The following is a 16760-nucleotide window of genomic DNA, read 5'->3' as shown; positions in this document are numbered from 1 at the left end:
TGCTAAGATGGGTAAAAAAAATAATAAGTGTACAGATGTCTTTTATATCACCTGCTGTCTATAGCGTAACAAATGACAGGACATTTGGTTTATCAACACACACCCGTATCCGCATCTGATGAATTTGTCCTATTTTTCCGGCCGATATAACCTGCTTTTAACAGCAAACAACACGTTACAGGCATTTCATTTGCGTCATAAATAAAGACAGACGAACCGACACGCCCGGATCGTACTGATGTAAAAAAGGATCGATGAACGAAGCAACTTACCGGGCAGCTAAGGCCGTAGCCGGTACCATTGAAGCTCATTTTGTAAAACATATAGCAACAGCCACGGAAAACGGAGAACGTAACCTGGCAGTAGCACCGGCAGCCCACTTCATGGAGCGCATCATCGATGTCGCCTTCTGGGCCAGCCTCCAACGGGAAGAAGGAATCGATACCAGAATATCTCTCGCATTCCTGCCGCCCTCACAGGCCGGCAAACCCCTCTTATTCCAGCAACACCTCCCTCTCACCGCCCGCCTGCTAGGCAAACTATCCCCGGGCGTAGAACGGGCCGGCCTATACGTAGGCATATGGCACGAAGAGGGAGAACTCTACATATGGGGTACCACCAACAAACTCCCCCATTTCTGCTTCGTACTCGATGTCTCAGAACCAGGACTGCTCGTAGTCAAACACCGCCATATAGTAGGACTAGGCAAATTCACCAACGTCGCTATGCTGCGCGGCGACCAGGTAAAACTGGTAGACGAATCCTGCGGCCAGCTACCCGATAGCCCGGCTATCGTGACCTCCCTGCTGGGTCTCAGCTATTCCACCGTATGGAATAACCCCGTCAACGTACTGATACAGATTGCCGTCACCATGCGCGCTCATAAACGGGGAGGCACCTTATTGGTAACACCCAAAGGTAGCGAACGTTGGCGCGCCTCCATCGTACATCCCCTGCAATATCCCGTCTTCCCGGCATTTGCCGGCGTCGCCGACCTCGTTCGTAAAGACAATAGCGTCCTCAGCGACCTCTATTGGCAAAACGCCCTCCGGAGAGAAGTAGAGAATATGGCAGGGCTGACAGCCATCGATGGCGCCACCCTCATCAATGACCATCACGAACTGCTGGCATTCGGCGCCAAGATCAGCCGCGCACACGAAGCCTTGCCCATAGAACGCCTGCTTTATATAGAACCGGTAATCGGTGGCGAACCAGTCGTTATCCATCCTTCCAGCCTCGGAGGTACCCGCCACCTCTCCGCCGCTCAGTTCGTACAAGACCAACCCGATAGCATCGCACTGGTCGCCTCACAAGATGGATACTTCACCGTATTCTCCTGGGCCGCCAGCGAAGCAATAGTACAAGCCCATCGCATCGACATCCTTTTATTGTAGTATATTTATACATATGAAGGTACAGACTGTCACGCCGCCACCACAACTGGCGGGCATCGTTAGTCATATAGTTGTATTGGAGAACAATAGCATGTTCTTCGAAGCCGTACTACCGCTCATCGCCAATGGCTACCCAAGCATCACCTTCCAGCTCACAGACCCCGCCAGGATACTACACACAGATAAAAGAAGAGACCAGCTGGTCCTGTACGGACAAAATACCTTTCCCATACAGCTACACACCGCCGGAGAGATCATGGTCATCGCCTTCTTCCTGCATCCCTTCCTGTTACAACCCCTCTTCGGTTTTGCTGCCAAAGAACTGACAGATCAATGCATCGACCTCAGCACCACCAGGATCGCCAGGGAAAATAACCTCAGAGAACAGTTGTTAAACGCTCCTTCCCTCACAGCCCGCCTCAACCTGCTGTCCTGTTACATAACGCAGTTGGCCAGGTCTGCAAAAGAAACAGATGACCGCATCGCATTCGCCGCTCAACTCATCCGCAAAAATAATGGCGCCATTCTACTCATGGACCTGCAAAAACAACTGTACGTCACCGAAAGAACCTTACAGCGCCTATTCGAACAACAGATCGGACTGACACCCAAAGCCTTCAGCAGGATATGCCAGTTCCAGGCCGCCCTTCAGCGATTGAATAACAACAACTTCACCAATATGATCGACGTCGCCCTGGAATGCGGCTACGCAGATCAAAGCCACCTGATCCGTGCCTTCAAAGAATTCACCACCCACTCCCCGTTAGAATACAGCAGACAAGCCAACGACTTCCCTGGCTGACCTCCTTTTGTCGGTTTTCTTCTATCCATTGGCCGACCACTGCCGTTACTTTGTATCCGTAAACAAACAACATCAAACAAAAACAAACAGTCATGAGAAAGCTCGTCATCTCCGAATGGATCACCCTCGATGGTATCTTTGATGCCGAAACAATGGCAGAATGGTTCATACCCTACGATAGCGAAGCCCGCCAAACACTGATCAGAGAGGGTATCCTGGCCTGCGATGCATTGCTGCTGGGCCGCAAAACCTACGAAATGCTCGCCCCATACTGGTCCCAACTCAAAAATGATGAAATGGGCATCGCCAACAAACTTAACAGCGTAGCCAAATATGTTGTCTCCTCCTCACTCGAAAATGCAGATTGGCAACACACCACCATCATCCGCGATAATATAACCGACACCATCCGCCAGCTAAAACAGGAAAAAGGAACAGAAATACAGGTGGAAGGCAGCGCAGAATTAGTAAAGACCTTACTCGATGCCGACCTGGTAGATGAATGCGTCTTTTTTGTCCATCCCGTCGTAATGGGCAAAGGCCAACGCTTTTTCCACGAAGGCAAACAACCGCTGGGTTTTACCCTCGCCGATTCCAAAGTGCTGGACAAAGGAGTGATCGTACTTACCTATCGCCGCGGCAAGTAAAGATACTCTTACCGGTAAAAGTCCCATAGACGCCGTCGTCCATGGGACTTCTGTATATAGCACTCCCACGCACACCCACTGTCGCGCGTTGAAAATATTTCTGTATATTTAATACGCTATATATATAATAATCTCACGTTATACCATATGAATACGCATCCAAAAAAGAGACTTTTTGACGCAGTGGGCTGGCAATTAACCCAATTCCCTAAAGACAACATGTTGGCAGCTAAAGAGAATGGCACCTGGAAAACATATGCCACCGCCACCGTTAACGAAATTGTTAACCGTTTCAGTGCAGGACTGATCCAACTGGGCGTAAGCGGCAATGACTTCACCCCCGAAGGTGCCGACAAAATAGCGATCATCAGCAATAATCGCCCCGAATGGATATTTACGGACCTGGCTGTACAACAGACCGGCGCTATATTAGTACCGATCTACCCTACGACCAGCCCGGTAGAGCTGCAGTTCATCTTACAGGATGCCGCAGTAAAGTTCATATTCGTCAGCAGCAAAGAACTCCTCGAAAAGGTCCTGAGCATTCGCAGCGAAGTACCTTCTCTCAAAGACATATATACCTTCGATAAATTGGATGGAGCAAAACATTGGTCGGAAGTTCCCGAACAGGCTACCCCCGAACTACTCCAACAGGTAGAACAGCTAAAAGCAGACATCGATCCGGAACACCTCGCTACCATCATCTATACCTCCGGTACCACCGGCAAACCCAAAGGAGTCATGCTCACGCATAACAACATTGTCTCCAATGCCATGTATGCAAAAGAGAGCTTCCCCTTTGAAGATGCACCCAATTCCAAAGTACTCAGCTTCCTGCCGCTCAATCACATCTTTGAGAAATGTGTCACCTACATCTACCTGTTCAGTGGCATCAGCATCTACTACGCGGAAAGTATGGAGACGATCGGCGACAACCTTAAAGAAGTACAACCCGATGGCTTTACCACCGTACCTCGCCTCCTCGAGAAAGTGTTTGAAAAGATCATGGCCACCGGTAGCAGCCTCACCGGGATTAAAAAGTCCTTATTCTTCTGGGCAGTATCCCTGGCCGGCAGATATGACAACCTCAACAGCGGCGGCTGGTGGTACGACTTCCAGCTGAAGATCGCTAACAAACTGGTATTCAGTAAATGGCGGCAGGCATTAGGGAATAATGTCAGCTATATCGTAACAGGTGGCGCCGCCTGCCAGGAGAAACTGCTGCGCATCTTTAACGCTGCCGGCATCCCCGTATATGAAGGATACGGCCCTACCGAAAACAGCCCCGTGATCAGCGTCAACCGCAAAGAAGCAGGGGGTACCAAGTTTGGTACCGTAGGCCCGCCTATAAAAGGTGTAGATGTGAAACTGGCAGAAGATGGAGAAATATGTGTAAGCGGTACCTCCGTAATGAAAGGATATTACAAACGCCCCGACCTTACCGCCGAAACCGTAATAGATGGCTGGCTTCACACTGGCGATATCGGCGTATGGGTAGATAACAAATTCCTCAAGATCACCGATCGTAAAAAAGAACTCTTTAAAACAAGTGGTGGTAAATACGTCGCCCCGCAACCTATAGAAAACAAATTCAAAGAAAGCCCATTCATCGAGCAGATCATGGTAGTAGGAGCAGGGGAGAAGTTCACCGGTGCACTTATCGTACCTAGCTTCTCACACCTGCAACGCTGGATGACACAACAGCAAATACCGTTTAAAGATAATGCTGCCGCCATCAAAGAACCTAAAGTACTGGAAATGTATAACCAGGTGGTCAACGATTATAACCAGTACTTCAATCATGTCGAGCAGATCAAACGGTTTGAACTGCTTCCCGAAGAATGGAGCATCGCCGGTGGCGAAATGACACCTAAACTTAGCTTAAAACGTAAAGTAGTATTGGAAAAATATAAAGATACCATCGCAAAGATCTATAACGTACCGGCAGAACATCCGCAAGGTGCCTAATCACGCGATTCCTGGTGCCGCTCTACCGAAGATCGATCTTCTGAAACACCATATTTCCAATAAGCATAGGCATCCAGTTCCTGGCTGTCTACATCCTGCTCCTTACGCAGATAGTGCCGGATCGCTTTAATGCTGGCTGTTTCAGCAGCAGCATAAATAAAGCGGCTTTGCTGTGTCTTGTCTGGCAGCAACACCTGCTGTACCATGTCAGCTAGTAATGTACCGGTGCCGGGATGCGGATTGTGCAGCCAGGAAATGATCATATCATTGGCTTGCGTACGTATCTCCTGCTCTTCCGCTCGCCCAGGTACCTCTATCAGGGCGATCCCTTTCGCATGCGCCGGCAACGTCTCCAATATCACACTGATCACCGGCAACGCCGTCTGATCGCCAACCAGCAAATACCAGTCCGCCTCCGGGTATAATGGCGCCGTCTTCGCCTTCATAGCCACCCCAAGTATATCCCCGGGTACCGCCCGGATTGCCCAGGCCGACGCAGGCCCGCTATCCCCGTGCACGACGAACTCCAGGTGCATCTCCCCCTTCTCCAGGTCCAGTGCACGAAGCGTATACGTACGGATGTCCGGCTTTGCCTTGCCTGCCGGATATACCCAGGCCCCATGCTCAAATGATGGAAAATAAATAGTATCCGCGCCAACAGGCGGAATATAAATCTTGTTGTTAATGCCGGTCTGCACGCCTTCGAAATTCGATACACCGTCTCCGCCTAATACAATACGTAACATACCAGGGGTAACATAATACTTCCTTACTACCGTAAGCGTCTCCTGGATAATAGCGGGGAATGTCTTTGGTGCTGCTGTTTCCATAATCCTTGTTTTGTGGTCAGAAAATGAGGCTCCTGCAAAAATCGCCCCCCATGCCGGCATTAGCTTCCGAAATGGGAAAAAAGATTTACGCGATCGGGAAATACCTAATTTTATAACGCTATCAACTACATTGGATATGAAAAAACTCTGTGTAAAAAGGATATATGAAACCCCGGCCACAGCAGATGGATACCGGGTACTGGTGGATCGCGTCTGGCCACGTGGCATGAAACGCGAAAAAGCCGGCGTAGATGCCTGGCTCAAAGAAATAGCTCCGTCCACCGCACTAAGGAAATGGTTCGATCACGACCCCGCAAAATGGGCCCCCTTCTGCGAAAAATACTTCGAAGAACTAACAAACAACCCCGCGCTCGAACAACTATACAAATACCTGCACAGCCATCACCAGCTAACCTTGCTCTATAGCGCCAAAGACGAACAACACAACCAGGCAATCGCTTTATTGGAATACCTGCGACTGCATCCGGACAAATAAATGCCTTACCGGATCAATCCCTCCAGCGCCAACCGCACGATCTCCAGATCACTTGCACTGATAAAACCACCAAACCCTACCGCTCAAACTCACCAGTAGGCATCCCCCGTGATCCATAACCTGGCTCCCTTCTGCCACGCCAACCGGTAACGCTCCCGCGCCATGATACGGTCCTCACCAAATAACTTACCGCTACAAAACTGGCTATTGCAGAATGTTCCATATCATAAAGGAGTGGGTAAAAAATCTTCCCGGTGCGGACTGAATACATCCAATAACACACCGGCTTCCAGACATACACAGTCATGATCCGTATTCGCGGGTATAAAACAACCATCCCCGGCACGGATCACCTTCGTCTCGTCCCCAATGCTGAACGCAAAAACCCCGCTTTCTACATAGGTCACCTGCGTATGTGGATGCTGATGGCGCGTACCCACCGCATCCTGCTCAAACTTTACCTTCACCATCATCACCCGGTCGTCATAACCATAGATCTGACGGCTGATACCTGGCGCAGCATGCTCCCAGGCCAACGCCTGCCCATCCTGGTACAGATCACTCTGAACGTCGTTACTCATAACTAAGATATTACAGCGCAAAGTACGGACATTTGACCGGGAGTAAATTATTATTATCTTGTCTGTGTTTTATAACAGCGGGAAAGCCTGCAGTAAACAATGATCCAAAATAACTAGCTCGTATGCGTAAATCATTCCTTGTATTCGGCGCAAGTTGCCTGCTCCTCATGGGCATGGCCGGCACCTCTAAAGCCATAACCGGAAAACCGGCGCCCTCCGCCTCCATATATGCTGCTGATCCAAAAGCATTAATAGGTCGTTGGGACATCACCGTAGAGGAAGAGGGTAAAAAAGCCCCGTCCTGGCTCGAAGTGAAACTGTCCGGTACCCGCACACTGGTAGGATACTTTGTAGGTACTTCCGGTAGCGCCCGCCCGGTAGCAAAAGTGAACTTCGACAATGGAAAATTCAGCTTCACCATCCCGCCACAATGGGAACGGGGCGATAAAGACTTCGTCATAGAAGGAGAATTGACCGCAAATGGCATCAAAGGTACCATCACCACCAGCGAAGGCAAACAATACAACTGGGAAGGCGTAAAAGCCCCCGAACTGAGACGCGCCAACGCACCGGCTTGGGGCAAACCCATCGCCTTGTTCAATGGCAAAGACCTCACCAACTGGAAAGTATTACCCAATAACCAATGGGAAGTGAAAAATGGAATACTCACCAGCGCTAAATCCGGCGTTAACCTGATATCAGAACAGTCATTCAACGACTTCAAACTGCATGTCGAATTCAAATACCAGAAAGGTAGCAACAGCGGCGTATACCTGCGCGGCCGATATGAAGTACAAATAGAAGATAGCCCTAAAGGCGCTCACCCGTCCGCCGTACTGTACAGCGGCGTATACGGATTCCTCGTACCTAGCGAGATCACCGCTTTAGGCCCCGATCAATGGCAATCTTACGATATCACCCTCATCGGTCGCATGGTCACCATCGTAGCCAATGGCAAAACAGTCATCAGCAACCAGGAAATCCCGGGTATCACCGGCGGCGCCATCGATAGCAACGAAGGCGAACCCGGCCCCATCTACATCCAGGGAGACCATGGCCCGGTCGAATTCAGAAAAATCGTCCTCACACCGGCTAAATAATTATTCCAGGTGTTGTGTCACAATGGCACAACACCTCTCTTCATCTCCCGTCAATTCCACTCCATTCCGTTTTCATTTCCCTTTATTCCCCTTCAACACCCCTCCCGATTCCCCCCTTTCCCCTTCACCTTTCCTATAGCTCTCCTGTATCATTCCTATAGCATTCGTATAGTCATTGTATAAGCTAGGCATATAGTTGCATATACAATGCTTATACAACGCTTATACACCCTATATGCAACAAAATTGCAACTGGCTGATAGCCATTAGGTTAGATTTATATCAATATTTAATCATGTGAATGCTACACCATGCTCCTGCCGATGCAGTGCCACTGTCTATTTTGTCAGCGATACTTTCCATTGTTCAACATGCAAAAAACCGTAATAGCATGCACACCAAAATCTTGCGCTATCCATTGGCCGCCGCCCTGTTAGTTTTAATGCTCCCGGCACTCATCACCTCCTGCCGGAAAGATAATGTCTGCGAAAACCCCGCCCCCAAACAAGAACAGAACGAGATCGTCGACCTGAAAAACTTCATCGCGAAAGTAGTACAGGACGAACCCGGACACATCCAGTTCGACCAACAGAAAAAGGCATTCGTAATCGCAGGCGATGTCGTAATGCCGCTCGACGAAGCCCGCCTCCATTTTCAGAAAAGTAAAACACTCCCCACAGAAGAAGTAGTAAACGAAAAACCGGCACAACGCCGCTACACTTATGTGATGAGCCCCTCCGCAGCAGCTAACATATGGCTGTATGTAGATGGCACCGTACCTGCCGACTGGGTAACAGCCATCAACCAGGCCATCGGCAACTGGAACGCCGCCGGCAGCCGCATCCGCATTCAGGGCATCCGCAGCAGCGGCGCTAACATCTCTTTCAGTACCTACTACGAAAGCGGCAACACCATCGCCTTCGCCAGCTTCCCCAGCGCAGGTGGCACCCCAGGCTCTACAGTCACCATCAACACCAAATTCAATACCCTGAGCGCCAGCCAGAAACAGTTCGCCATCACACACGAACTGGGCCACTGCTTCGGATTCACACACACTAACCAAAGCTTCGGCGCCGTAATACCTGGTACTCCCGTAACAGACCCTAACTCAGTAATGAACTCTACCGTGCTGAACTGGAACGGCTTTACCCAATATGACCTGATCGCCTTTAGGACCGTTTATCCATAACCAATAACAATAAAGGGATCGCCTCATGGCGATCCCTTTCGACAGCGGAAGGAGAAACAACCCGGTGCTCTACTACCTGGTCGTTATCTATGGAAAACCACTATGGGGCCACCATATGCACCTCCGCGCCAAACGCATGGTCGATAACGATCTTCCAACTACCGTCCGCCTGCTGCTTCATCACCTCAATACCCTTGGCGCATACCTTCACCTCATCACCGTCCGTGATATTCCACTCAGAACGACCCACCGCTATATTGCCCGTCTGCAGACAATACACCGTTTTGATCTCCATAGTCCCCTTAATAGATAAGATGGATTTGATAGCAGCCTCGAATTGATCTGTACCGGAAACAGGCTTCTCCGGCTCGGGAACGATAATACCCGTAGTATCATACATACTCATAACAGTGGCAACATCCCCAGTATTAAATGCCGCCGCCAAAGTAGCGTGCGCATCTTCTGCTCTTTTAGGTAGGTTCATGGTGTTGTATTTTACAAGTCAATTGTTATAATGACATCACAAAAATACCTCGCCACCTCGCCCTGGGATTGTATAAAACGGAACTGGAGTTATTTTTTTTGCTCCTGATAGGTAGTCACCTCCTCCAGCAAAGCCATCGACTTTAATATAGGTGTCCACTCTTCACCGGAAAAGAGTACACGAAACCAACGCCGGTCCCGGCGTTCATACCGGATATTGAAAAATAACCACAACGCCATGCCGGTAAATAATAACGTCACCACCGCCTGCACGATCAGCATCACCAAGCTGGCTTGCTGCAACATAGCAGCCGATAAATAAAAGGTCGTCCACACCGGCAACTGTAAAAAAAGTAAGCGCGTCACCCATAAGGTAGAGGCCCGCAACCGCGCCAGCCGATCCTGTGTCGCTAATATAGGAGCACTAATATCCACCTGCTGTATCAGCGCTAATTGATAAATGTAAATGCCGATGGCCAGCTTCGTCAGCAAAACCTGTACGATCGCAGAAACCAGGAAGTATATACTGGCCTTCGGCCATACCATCACAATAAACGTATCCACTAATAACACCCACAGTATACCCACCGCCAGCGCAAATAACTTGACAGGTCGCATAGACCCGAGTAAAGATTGTACCTTAAGTTGCGTAAGGTCCACCGCCTGCCTTTGATTAAAAGATAACTGAGTGGCCAGTTGCTGGTCAAAAGACCGCCATAGTGTAAGAATATCTTGCTCTTCCATCTGTATTACTTTTGCAGCGCTGAGAATTTTTGTTGTAGTTGCTGTTTGATCCTGCCTACCTTGGTCGACACATTCGTAGCACTGATACCGAGTATATGCCCGATCTCCTGCTGACTATTGCCATCCAGGTACAACAGGAGCACCGCCCGGTCTATCTCCCTCAACTCCCGGATAAATTGTTGCAGATACTGAAGGTCCGCATGCCGTTCCGTATGAGTAGCATCCTCATGGAAAATGAGCAGCTGCTCCGGCAACGGTTGATTGACAACATGCCGCCGGCGCTCCTTACTGTAAAAGGAGATCGCCACATTCAGCGCTATCTTGTACATCCAGGTCGTCCACCTGAATGTCTCGTCATACCTGGGAAAGGAAAGCCATAGCTGTAAGATGATCTCCTGGATGAGATCCTTTTTACCTTCTTCATCCTTACAATAGGAGTGAGCTATTTTATAAATGATCCCCTTGTTGGAGTCAATATAAGTGAGAAAGGTGGCTGCGTCTCTTGTTACATCCATCGCTCATATTTGATGGTGGATAGCCCATTGTTTGATCCGCTCCATAGCCGTAGAATCATGCCGTACACTATTATGGGTAGCGCCTTCGATCACAAAGGTAACCCCCTGACTGCTATTCTTGACAGCGGGCTCAAAAGCAGCGGGCACAAAAGCCTCATCCCGGCTCCCTACCAGTACCAGCAAAGGCTGCCGTATGGCAGCAAAAGCCGCTTTATAATCCGCCGGACACATACTCTCGTTCGCCCGGTAACTGTAACTGCTGATCCGGCTGCCATCCGGCACATGAAAGAACAATACCCGCAAACTATCATACTGATGCTGCCCGATGGTGTTCAGCATCTTCAATCCGAAAATACGCGACAAATGGATCTTCAGAAATGGCTCCTCTCCCTGACGCATAGGAGGAGCCGTCATCCGGATAGTAGGTGCCGTAGGCCCCAGCAACGGGGCAAATAACAGGTAAGCGGCCACCGGCGGTACACCGGTCTTCAACGCATATCGCAAGGCAATACCTCCGCCCATAGAATGCCCGGCGAGTATAATTTTATGATGGGGATAACGCCGCCGCAACTGCCCTATTATATCCGCAATATCATCTTCATACTGCCCCGTATAACTCACATCCCCGGGCTGCCCGCCGGATCGCCCATGCCCCCGGTGATCCATTGCATACACATCCGAATTCAACGTCGCCCGTAACAACCCCGCCGTATAGTTTAGCTTATCCGCACTGGATAACACCCCGTGCAATAACAACACAATGGTCTTACTGCCCTTCTGCGGAAAATGATAGGTGAAAAGCGCATTCCCGTCCCTCGCCGTAAATACCCGGGACCGATAAGGAAAACCGGGATAGGTAACGCTGTCTTTCCGCTCCACAGCGGGCGTCCGGAACACCGGTTCCGGCTTGTGTATCAGCTGCAAACCCTGTTGCTCCAGCTTACTGCTGTCAGGTGCCTTACCCGCAGCAGATTGCCCGTGTACATAGCAAGGCGCCACATACAATACCAGGCTGCATAACGCATAAAGTAATAGACCTAACCCTTGTCTGCCTGTTTTTCTCATAATGAAATAACTGTTTCCTAATGATTCTCTCAAGCAGCTAAAATATCACAGTCCGACAGGAAGTTTTTTCTAAAATATTAGTAATAGGGTGGAAATCAATTTTCTAAAGATGCGACGATCTTTCGGGCCGCGGGGTTGTTGGGGTCCAGCGCAAGAGAGTGCTTATAGTGTAGTAATGCATTTTTCTTATCCCCCTTCTTATAGTAAGCCTCCCCCAGACTGTCAAATACATTACCCGACATAGGATACAACCGGGTATTATACGTAAATACAGTAATAGCATCGTCCACCCGGTCCTTACGCAACAGGTAATACCCGATCCCATTCAGCAACGACTCCGCGTCAAAATTATATTGCACACCGTGCGATTTCTTCAAAGCATGATAGCGGGCAAAAAACTGCGGGATGGTCTGCTGATCTATATCTTTCAGCAACAATGGCTCCGCAGACTTCTTGGGTTGCACATAGGGCTTACCATCCAGGATGTTTTGAATCGCAAGATTGAAATCATAGATATTGTCCTGCCGGTTGTTCACCATCAGGATCACCGTCCTGCCTTTCAATGGCTCACTCACCAGCAACGCCTGGTAATAACCGGCACTACCATCATGACTATGCAGACTGATCTGATCGCCTTCCATACTGCCTCTACCCAATCCCGCCTGCCGGCTCGTACCCGTAGTGTTGTTAAGGATCACCCGCGTAGCCGCTGGACTCAGTAACCGGAACCGGTTCAGCCCCTCCGACCATTTATAGAAATCGTCCAGCGTCACCGCCGTCCACCCGCTGATCGGATACTGAATACGATCCTGCCGCCCCTCGTTATTAAAACCTCGCGCCATCAGCGTATCCCGCTCCGTAGGGTCTATAATAGCATGCTGCATACCCAAAGGCCGCAACAACTGCTGCTCCACAAACGTATTAAAAGGAACACCACTGATCTGCTCTATGATCCGGCGCTGCAGGAAAACATTGTTATTGTTGTAACCATAATTAGTACCTGGCTCAAATTGCAGGCGCGGCAAACGCCGCAGATCCGCCATATTATCCTGGTCAGATTGTATCGTATGCCAGTTCACATCCGGCAACCCACTGGTATATTGCAGCAAGTCCAGGATACTTATTTTCTCTGCCCAGTCCGGCAACCCGGGCAAATAACGGGCAACTTTATCCGTTACCTGCAACTTACCCTGCTCCGCCAGCAACATGATCGCCACCGCATTAAATTCCTTCGCAATAGAGCCAATATGGAACCGGTACTGATCCGTAAGCAGTTGACGATGCGTAGCGTCCGCAAAACCAACAGACCGGCGGTATATGACTTTATCATGATCAATGACCAACACATTGCCATTGAAAACACCTAGGCGGAAAGCCCGCTGTATCATCGTATCAATAAGAGTAGCTGGAGATGGCTGCCCATAAGCAATAGAGGCAATAAACAAGCATAGACACATGCTGATCGACAAACGTGGATATAATTTGCTCATAGTATACTTATTACTATAAATATACCGGCAATTACATACATATACAATACCTCCAAACCTAACGGGAGTAATAATTACGGACTACTTATCGAGCCATTGCTTAAACACCGGTACCTTCTCCTTGCTGATCAATACCTCCCGGGCAAGGTCCCGCTTTAACAGGATCTTCAGCTTACCACTAAATGAATGCTGGATATTATCTATACTACCCAGGCTAATAATATGCTGACGGTTCGCCCGGAAAAAACGATCCGGGTCCAGTTGCTCCTCCAATTCGTCCATCGTCTGGGTTACAGGCACCTGCGTACCGTCCTTCAATACCAGGTGCGTAATATTGAACGAATAAAATACAAAGTCCACATCCTCCACCAGCACCGTACGGTAACCGTCACGATAAGGCAACATAAACCGGGACCGGTAAGAGATCTCCTTCCGTTTGAAAAACTCCAGCAGCTGATGTACCATATCCGTCGGCAACTGCTGCTGCTGAGGAGTGTGTACCTTGTCCAGCGCCGTCCGCAAGTCATCCCGCTCCACAGGTTTCAATAGGTAATCCAGGCTGTTCACCTTAAAAGCACGGATCGCATACTCATCATAAGCCGTCGTGAAAATAACAGGACAACGCAAAGACACCTGCGGAAATATATCGAAAGAAAGACCGTCGCCCAGCCTGATATCCATCAACGCAACATCCGGATGAGGATGCGACCGGAACCATGCCACACTCGCACTCACCGTATCCAGTATCGCCTCGATAACGATATCCGGACGCATATCCAATAACATATTTTTTAGCCTCGTGGCATTCGGTTTCTCGTCTTCAATGATCACTATTCTCATCTGAAAAAAATTAAAGTTCAAGTAATGGCAACTTTACCATAAACTGCGCATGATCTTCACTGACAGCTACCGGAAGATCAGAAAGCAGCCGGTAACGGTTTTTGATATTTTCCAATCCCAGCTTAGTAGAAGGCAGCGGCGTAGCCAGCCGCTGTATATTGTTACTGATGATCAGCTCATCAGGTCGCTCTTGGAAAATATGTATCCGCAATGGCTGATCCGGTGATGCCACATTGTGTTTAATAGCATTCTCCATCAACAACTGTAACGTAATAGGAGGAATGCCCATCATAGTCGCTTCCTCAGGCACGTCAATATGGATATCTACATTATCCCCATAACGGATCTTCATCAGGTAGATATAGGCTTGTATGAACCGGATCTCATCACGCAGGCTGATCAGGTCATTGCTCAGGTTAAGGATCATATAGCGATATACACGCGACAGGTTCTCCAGGAACAGTAACGCCGTCTGCTTATCCTCTTCGATAAGTGCAGACAACGTACTGAAGTTGTTAAACATAAAGTGAGGATCCAGCTGCAACTTTAACGATTGTAACTGAGCCTGCATCGCGATCTGCTGCAATTCAGAGGTCTTTAGCTTCAGCTCCGCCGCCTCCAACATAGAGGTCTTCCAACGACGTAAAAAGAAATTACCGGTATGCACCGCGCTGATCAGAATAGACATCATCAGGCACACAAAGATGAACTGCCAGCGATCCAGCTCCTCCGCCGCCGTAGCCGGCTTGTCCAGGTTAACCCCAAACACAAATACCACTATAGGAAATATCAGATTCAATGCCAGGAATACAGATAATACCTGGCAGATCAGCTGCACAATGAACCGCCTTATCGGCCACTGGTCCCACGGGACCAGCCTATCCATCCATCGCGCAGAGATCAGGCTGAACTCCGTGATCATCCCGCATATCGCCATCATGATCAGCCCCTCCAATGCCAGGTCTGTCCACTTACGTGTACTCAGCTCCGCCCACGAAGCATGAAAGGGGTTAATTAGGTAAGACAACAGGTAATACAGACCAAATATCATCGGAATGACAAATATCCTGTAATACCTGTTGAATAGCCGCTCTTGCGTTGTTTTGTTCTCCATATCCGTTACCCGGGGATCTCCCCGCAGCCAAAATTAACTAAATAAGTATGACAGTGCCCGCTCCGCTTATTTCCAACCTCCACCCAGCGAACGGTATAGGGTGATGATAGCATCCAACCTCTCACGTTGCAAAGTCGCCAGGTCCAGCTCACTCTGCAACACATTACTTTGCGCCGTGATCACCTCCAGGTAGGTAGCCATACCATTTTGAAACAGCAGGCCGGCATTCCTGGTAGCACTTCGCAGTTTACCAACACGCACCAGCGTAATGTCCTGTTGCGCCTTCAGCTTGTCGATCTGTACCAGCGCATCAGACACTTCTCCCACCGCCATAAGTACAGACTGCTGAAAGTCAAGTACCGATTTCTCCCAGTCTACCTTAGCCGTTTGCCATTCTGTCTTTAATTTCCCTCGTTGGAAGATAGGGGCCGTAATGCTGCCGCCTACTGTTTCAAAAAGACTACCAGGCAGGCTGAACCACTTATCCGCCTTAAAAGCATTCAAACCCGCACTGGCAGTTATATTTAACGCCGGGTACATATTCGCCCGGGCAATACCCACTTTCGCATTCGCTACCTGTACCGCCAGCTCCGCCGCATGTACATCCGGACGCTGCGTCAGCAGCGTAGCAGGCACACCAGCCGTCAGCTGCTCGTCCAGCTGCACCGCCTGCAAACGCTCCGCCCTCGCGATAGCAGAGGGCAACGCGCCGGTAAGTATCCGCAACGCATTCTCCTGTATCGCAATCTGCTGATCCGCCTTCGGGATCAACGCCGCTGCCACCTCCCGCTGCGCCTCCGCCTGCTCAATAGCCAGGTTGTTCACCTGCCCGGAACTATATTGCAACCGCATCATATGCAGCGTACTGTCATTCAACGCCAGGTTCTTCACCGCAATCTCCCGCTGATAGTCCAGCATCAAAAGATTGTAATAACCCATCGCTACCTCCGCAACAATACGTGTCTGCACCGCCTTGGCCGCCTCCGCACTTTGCAGGTAAGTAGCCAACGCCGCTTCCTTCATCCGGCTGATCTTACCCCAGGCAATCACCTCCCACGACAACGACGCATTGGCATTGTAATCATCCATATAACGGGTACCAATAAACTGCTCCGACAAAGAACCGTTAAGACTGTTCTTCGATGGCCAGTTACGATTAGCCTGCACCTGCACATGCAACTCAGGTAAAAAACCCAGCCTCGCCTGCCTGGCAGCCAGCCCCGCCGACTGCACCTGCTGCAATGCCACCCGCACATCAAAATTCCGGGTAATGGCACTGTCGATCAAGCGCTGTAATACCGGGTCCTTGAAAAATACCTTCCAGGACAATCCGCCTATATTCGTAGTATCTGTGCCGGCAGGTGCATGCCGGTAACTCGCCGGCAATGACGTACCGGGCCTGCTGAAATCTTTGCCCACCCGGCAGCCCGTAGCCACGCCGATAACCAGCAATACAGTAGCCAGAATGGATATATATCTGTTCATAGTCGTTCCGTTTTAAA

At 49.7% G+C, this 16760-nt stretch carries 17 protein-coding genes; 7 read left to right on the top strand and 10 right to left on the bottom strand.

Annotation, left to right across the window (positions count from 1 at the left end):
• The first annotated feature begins 254 nt into the window (after positions 1–254).
• The 4 genes from KTO58_RS13765 (at position 255) to KTO58_RS13750 (ending at position 4811) form a co-directional block, all read left to right on the top strand.
• Positions 255–1394, top strand: a complete 1140-nt coding sequence (locus KTO58_RS13765) for a putative sensor domain DACNV-containing protein (RefSeq protein WP_095838819.1) — start codon at positions 255–257, stop codon at positions 1392–1394.
• A 13-nt stretch (positions 1395–1407) separates the two neighbouring features.
• On the top strand, positions 1408–2196 hold the full coding sequence (locus KTO58_RS13760; RefSeq protein WP_095838820.1) for a helix-turn-helix domain-containing protein: 789 nt from the start codon (positions 1408–1410) through the stop codon (positions 2194–2196).
• A gap of 92 nt (positions 2197–2288) precedes the next feature.
• The gene (locus tag KTO58_RS13755) at positions 2289–2843 is read left to right on the top strand and encodes a dihydrofolate reductase family protein (RefSeq protein WP_095838821.1); all 555 of its coding nucleotides are present in this window, start codon (positions 2289–2291) and stop codon (positions 2841–2843) included.
• A 147-nt stretch (positions 2844–2990) separates the two neighbouring features.
• Complete coding sequence (locus KTO58_RS13750) at positions 2991–4811, top strand: AMP-dependent synthetase/ligase (protein WP_095838822.1); 1821 nt, start codon at positions 2991–2993, stop codon at positions 4809–4811.
• On the opposite strand, the gene KTO58_RS13745 is transcribed toward KTO58_RS13750, so the two are convergent.
• Positions 4808–5641, bottom strand: coding sequence for a siderophore-interacting protein (locus KTO58_RS13745; RefSeq protein ID WP_095838823.1), 834 nt, complete (start codon positions 5639–5641; stop codon positions 4808–4810). The two genes, KTO58_RS13750 and KTO58_RS13745, sit on opposite strands and share 4 nt — an antisense overlap.
• Positions 5642–5777: 136 nt before the next feature.
• On the opposite strand from KTO58_RS13745, the gene KTO58_RS13740 reads away from it, so the two are divergent.
• Positions 5778–6137 carry a DUF488 domain-containing protein gene (locus tag KTO58_RS13740; protein ID WP_095838824.1) on the top strand — a complete coding sequence of 120 codons (360 nt, stop codon included), beginning with the start codon at positions 5778–5780 and terminating at the stop codon, positions 6135–6137.
• Between the two features lie 224 nt (positions 6138–6361).
• On the opposite strand, the gene KTO58_RS13735 is transcribed toward KTO58_RS13740, so the two are convergent.
• The gene (locus tag KTO58_RS13735; RefSeq protein WP_095838825.1) at positions 6362–6718 is read right to left on the bottom strand and encodes a cupin domain-containing protein; all 357 of its coding nucleotides are present in this window, start codon (positions 6716–6718) and stop codon (positions 6362–6364) included.
• Positions 6719–6840: 122 nt separating this feature from the next.
• Between KTO58_RS13735 and KTO58_RS13730 the strand changes: the two genes are divergently transcribed.
• Together KTO58_RS13730 and KTO58_RS13725 are read left to right on the top strand one after the other, a co-directional pair.
• Complete coding sequence (locus KTO58_RS13730) at positions 6841–7818, top strand: 3-keto-disaccharide hydrolase (protein ID WP_095838826.1); 978 nt, start codon at positions 6841–6843, stop codon at positions 7816–7818.
• A 391-nt stretch (positions 7819–8209) separates the two neighbouring features.
• Positions 8210–9007, top strand: coding sequence for a M57 family metalloprotease (locus KTO58_RS13725; RefSeq protein ID WP_157752971.1), 798 nt, complete (start codon positions 8210–8212; stop codon positions 9005–9007).
• 100 nt (positions 9008–9107) lie between these two features.
• Here the strand turns inward: KTO58_RS13725 and KTO58_RS13720 are convergent, their stop codons facing one another.
• From KTO58_RS13720 to KTO58_RS13685, 8 genes are all read right to left on the bottom strand, one after another.
• Entirely contained in the window at positions 9108–9491 is a 384-nt protein-coding gene (locus tag KTO58_RS13720; RefSeq protein ID WP_095838828.1) for a YybH family protein, read from the bottom strand.
• Positions 9492–9580: 89 nt separating this feature from the next.
• Positions 9581–10234 carry a hypothetical protein gene (locus KTO58_RS13715; protein WP_095838829.1) on the bottom strand — a complete coding sequence of 218 codons (654 nt, stop codon included), beginning with the start codon at positions 10232–10234 and terminating at the stop codon, positions 9581–9583.
• Between the two features lie 5 nt (positions 10235–10239).
• Complete coding sequence (locus KTO58_RS13710; protein WP_095838830.1) at positions 10240–10749, bottom strand: RNA polymerase sigma factor; 510 nt, start codon at positions 10747–10749, stop codon at positions 10240–10242.
• 3 nt (positions 10750–10752) lie between these two features.
• On the bottom strand, positions 10753–11814 hold the full coding sequence (locus KTO58_RS13705) for an alpha/beta hydrolase (RefSeq protein ID WP_095838831.1): 1062 nt from the start codon (positions 11812–11814) through the stop codon (positions 10753–10755).
• A gap of 95 nt (positions 11815–11909) precedes the next feature.
• A complete protein-coding gene (locus KTO58_RS13700; RefSeq protein ID WP_095838832.1) occupies positions 11910–13304 on the bottom strand; it encodes a serine hydrolase in 1395 nt (464 codons plus the stop codon).
• A gap of 81 nt (positions 13305–13385) precedes the next feature.
• Entirely contained in the window at positions 13386–14144 is a 759-nt protein-coding gene (locus tag KTO58_RS13695; protein WP_095838833.1) for a LytR/AlgR family response regulator transcription factor, read from the bottom strand.
• Positions 14145–14154: 10 nt separating this feature from the next.
• A complete protein-coding gene (locus tag KTO58_RS13690) occupies positions 14155–15258 on the bottom strand; it encodes a sensor histidine kinase (RefSeq protein ID WP_095838834.1) in 1104 nt (367 codons plus the stop codon).
• A gap of 66 nt (positions 15259–15324) precedes the next feature.
• Positions 15325–16743, bottom strand: a complete 1419-nt coding sequence (locus KTO58_RS13685) for an efflux transporter outer membrane subunit (RefSeq protein ID WP_095838835.1) — start codon at positions 16741–16743, stop codon at positions 15325–15327.
• Between the last annotated feature and the right edge of the window lie 17 nt (positions 16744–16760).

It is taken from the genome of Chitinophaga pendula (assembly GCF_020386615.1).
In the GTDB taxonomy this organism is placed as follows: Bacteria; Bacteroidota; Bacteroidia; order Chitinophagales; family Chitinophagaceae; genus Chitinophaga; species Chitinophaga pendula.
This window is presented reverse-complemented; position numbering and strand designations above follow the sequence as displayed.

Coding starts and splice junctions, on each gene's coding strand:
- KTO58_RS13695 (WP_095838833.1), bottom strand. CDS start 14,144: ATGAGAATAGTGATCATTGAAGACGAGAAACCGAATGCCACGAGGCTA.
- KTO58_RS13715 (WP_095838829.1), bottom strand. CDS start 10,234: ATGGAAGAGCAAGATATTCTTACACTATGGCGGTCTTTTGACCAGCAA.
- KTO58_RS13745 (WP_095838823.1), bottom strand. CDS start 5,641: ATGGAAACAGCAGCACCAAAGACATTCCCCGCTATTATCCAGGAGACG.
- KTO58_RS13725 (WP_157752971.1), top strand. CDS start 8,210: ATGCACACCAAAATCTTGCGCTATCCATTGGCCGCCGCCCTGTTAGTT.
- KTO58_RS13705 (WP_095838831.1), bottom strand. CDS start 11,814: ATGAGAAAAACAGGCAGACAAGGGTTAGGTCTATTACTTTATGCGTTA.
- KTO58_RS13740 (WP_095838824.1), top strand. CDS start 5,778: ATGAAAAAACTCTGTGTAAAAAGGATATATGAAACCCCGGCCACAGCA.
- KTO58_RS13710 (WP_095838830.1), bottom strand. CDS start 10,749: ATGGATGTAACAAGAGACGCAGCCACCTTTCTCACTTATATTGACTCC.
- KTO58_RS13720 (WP_095838828.1), bottom strand. CDS start 9,491: ATGAACCTACCTAAAAGAGCAGAAGATGCGCACGCTACTTTGGCGGCG.
- KTO58_RS13685 (WP_095838835.1), bottom strand. CDS start 16,743: ATGAACAGATATATATCCATTCTGGCTACTGTATTGCTGGTTATCGGC.
- KTO58_RS13735 (WP_095838825.1), bottom strand. CDS start 6,718: ATGAGTAACGACGTTCAGAGTGATCTGTACCAGGATGGGCAGGCGTTG.
- KTO58_RS13730 (WP_095838826.1), top strand. CDS start 6,841: ATGCGTAAATCATTCCTTGTATTCGGCGCAAGTTGCCTGCTCCTCATG.
- KTO58_RS13765 (WP_095838819.1), top strand. CDS start 255: ATGAACGAAGCAACTTACCGGGCAGCTAAGGCCGTAGCCGGTACCATT.
- KTO58_RS13755 (WP_095838821.1), top strand. CDS start 2,289: ATGAGAAAGCTCGTCATCTCCGAATGGATCACCCTCGATGGTATCTTT.
- KTO58_RS13700 (WP_095838832.1), bottom strand. CDS start 13,304: ATGAGCAAATTATATCCACGTTTGTCGATCAGCATGTGTCTATGCTTG.
- KTO58_RS13690 (WP_095838834.1), bottom strand. CDS start 15,258: ATGGAGAACAAAACAACGCAAGAGCGGCTATTCAACAGGTATTACAGG.
- KTO58_RS13760 (WP_095838820.1), top strand. CDS start 1,408: ATGAAGGTACAGACTGTCACGCCGCCACCACAACTGGCGGGCATCGTT.
- KTO58_RS13750 (WP_095838822.1), top strand. CDS start 2,991: ATGAATACGCATCCAAAAAAGAGACTTTTTGACGCAGTGGGCTGGCAA.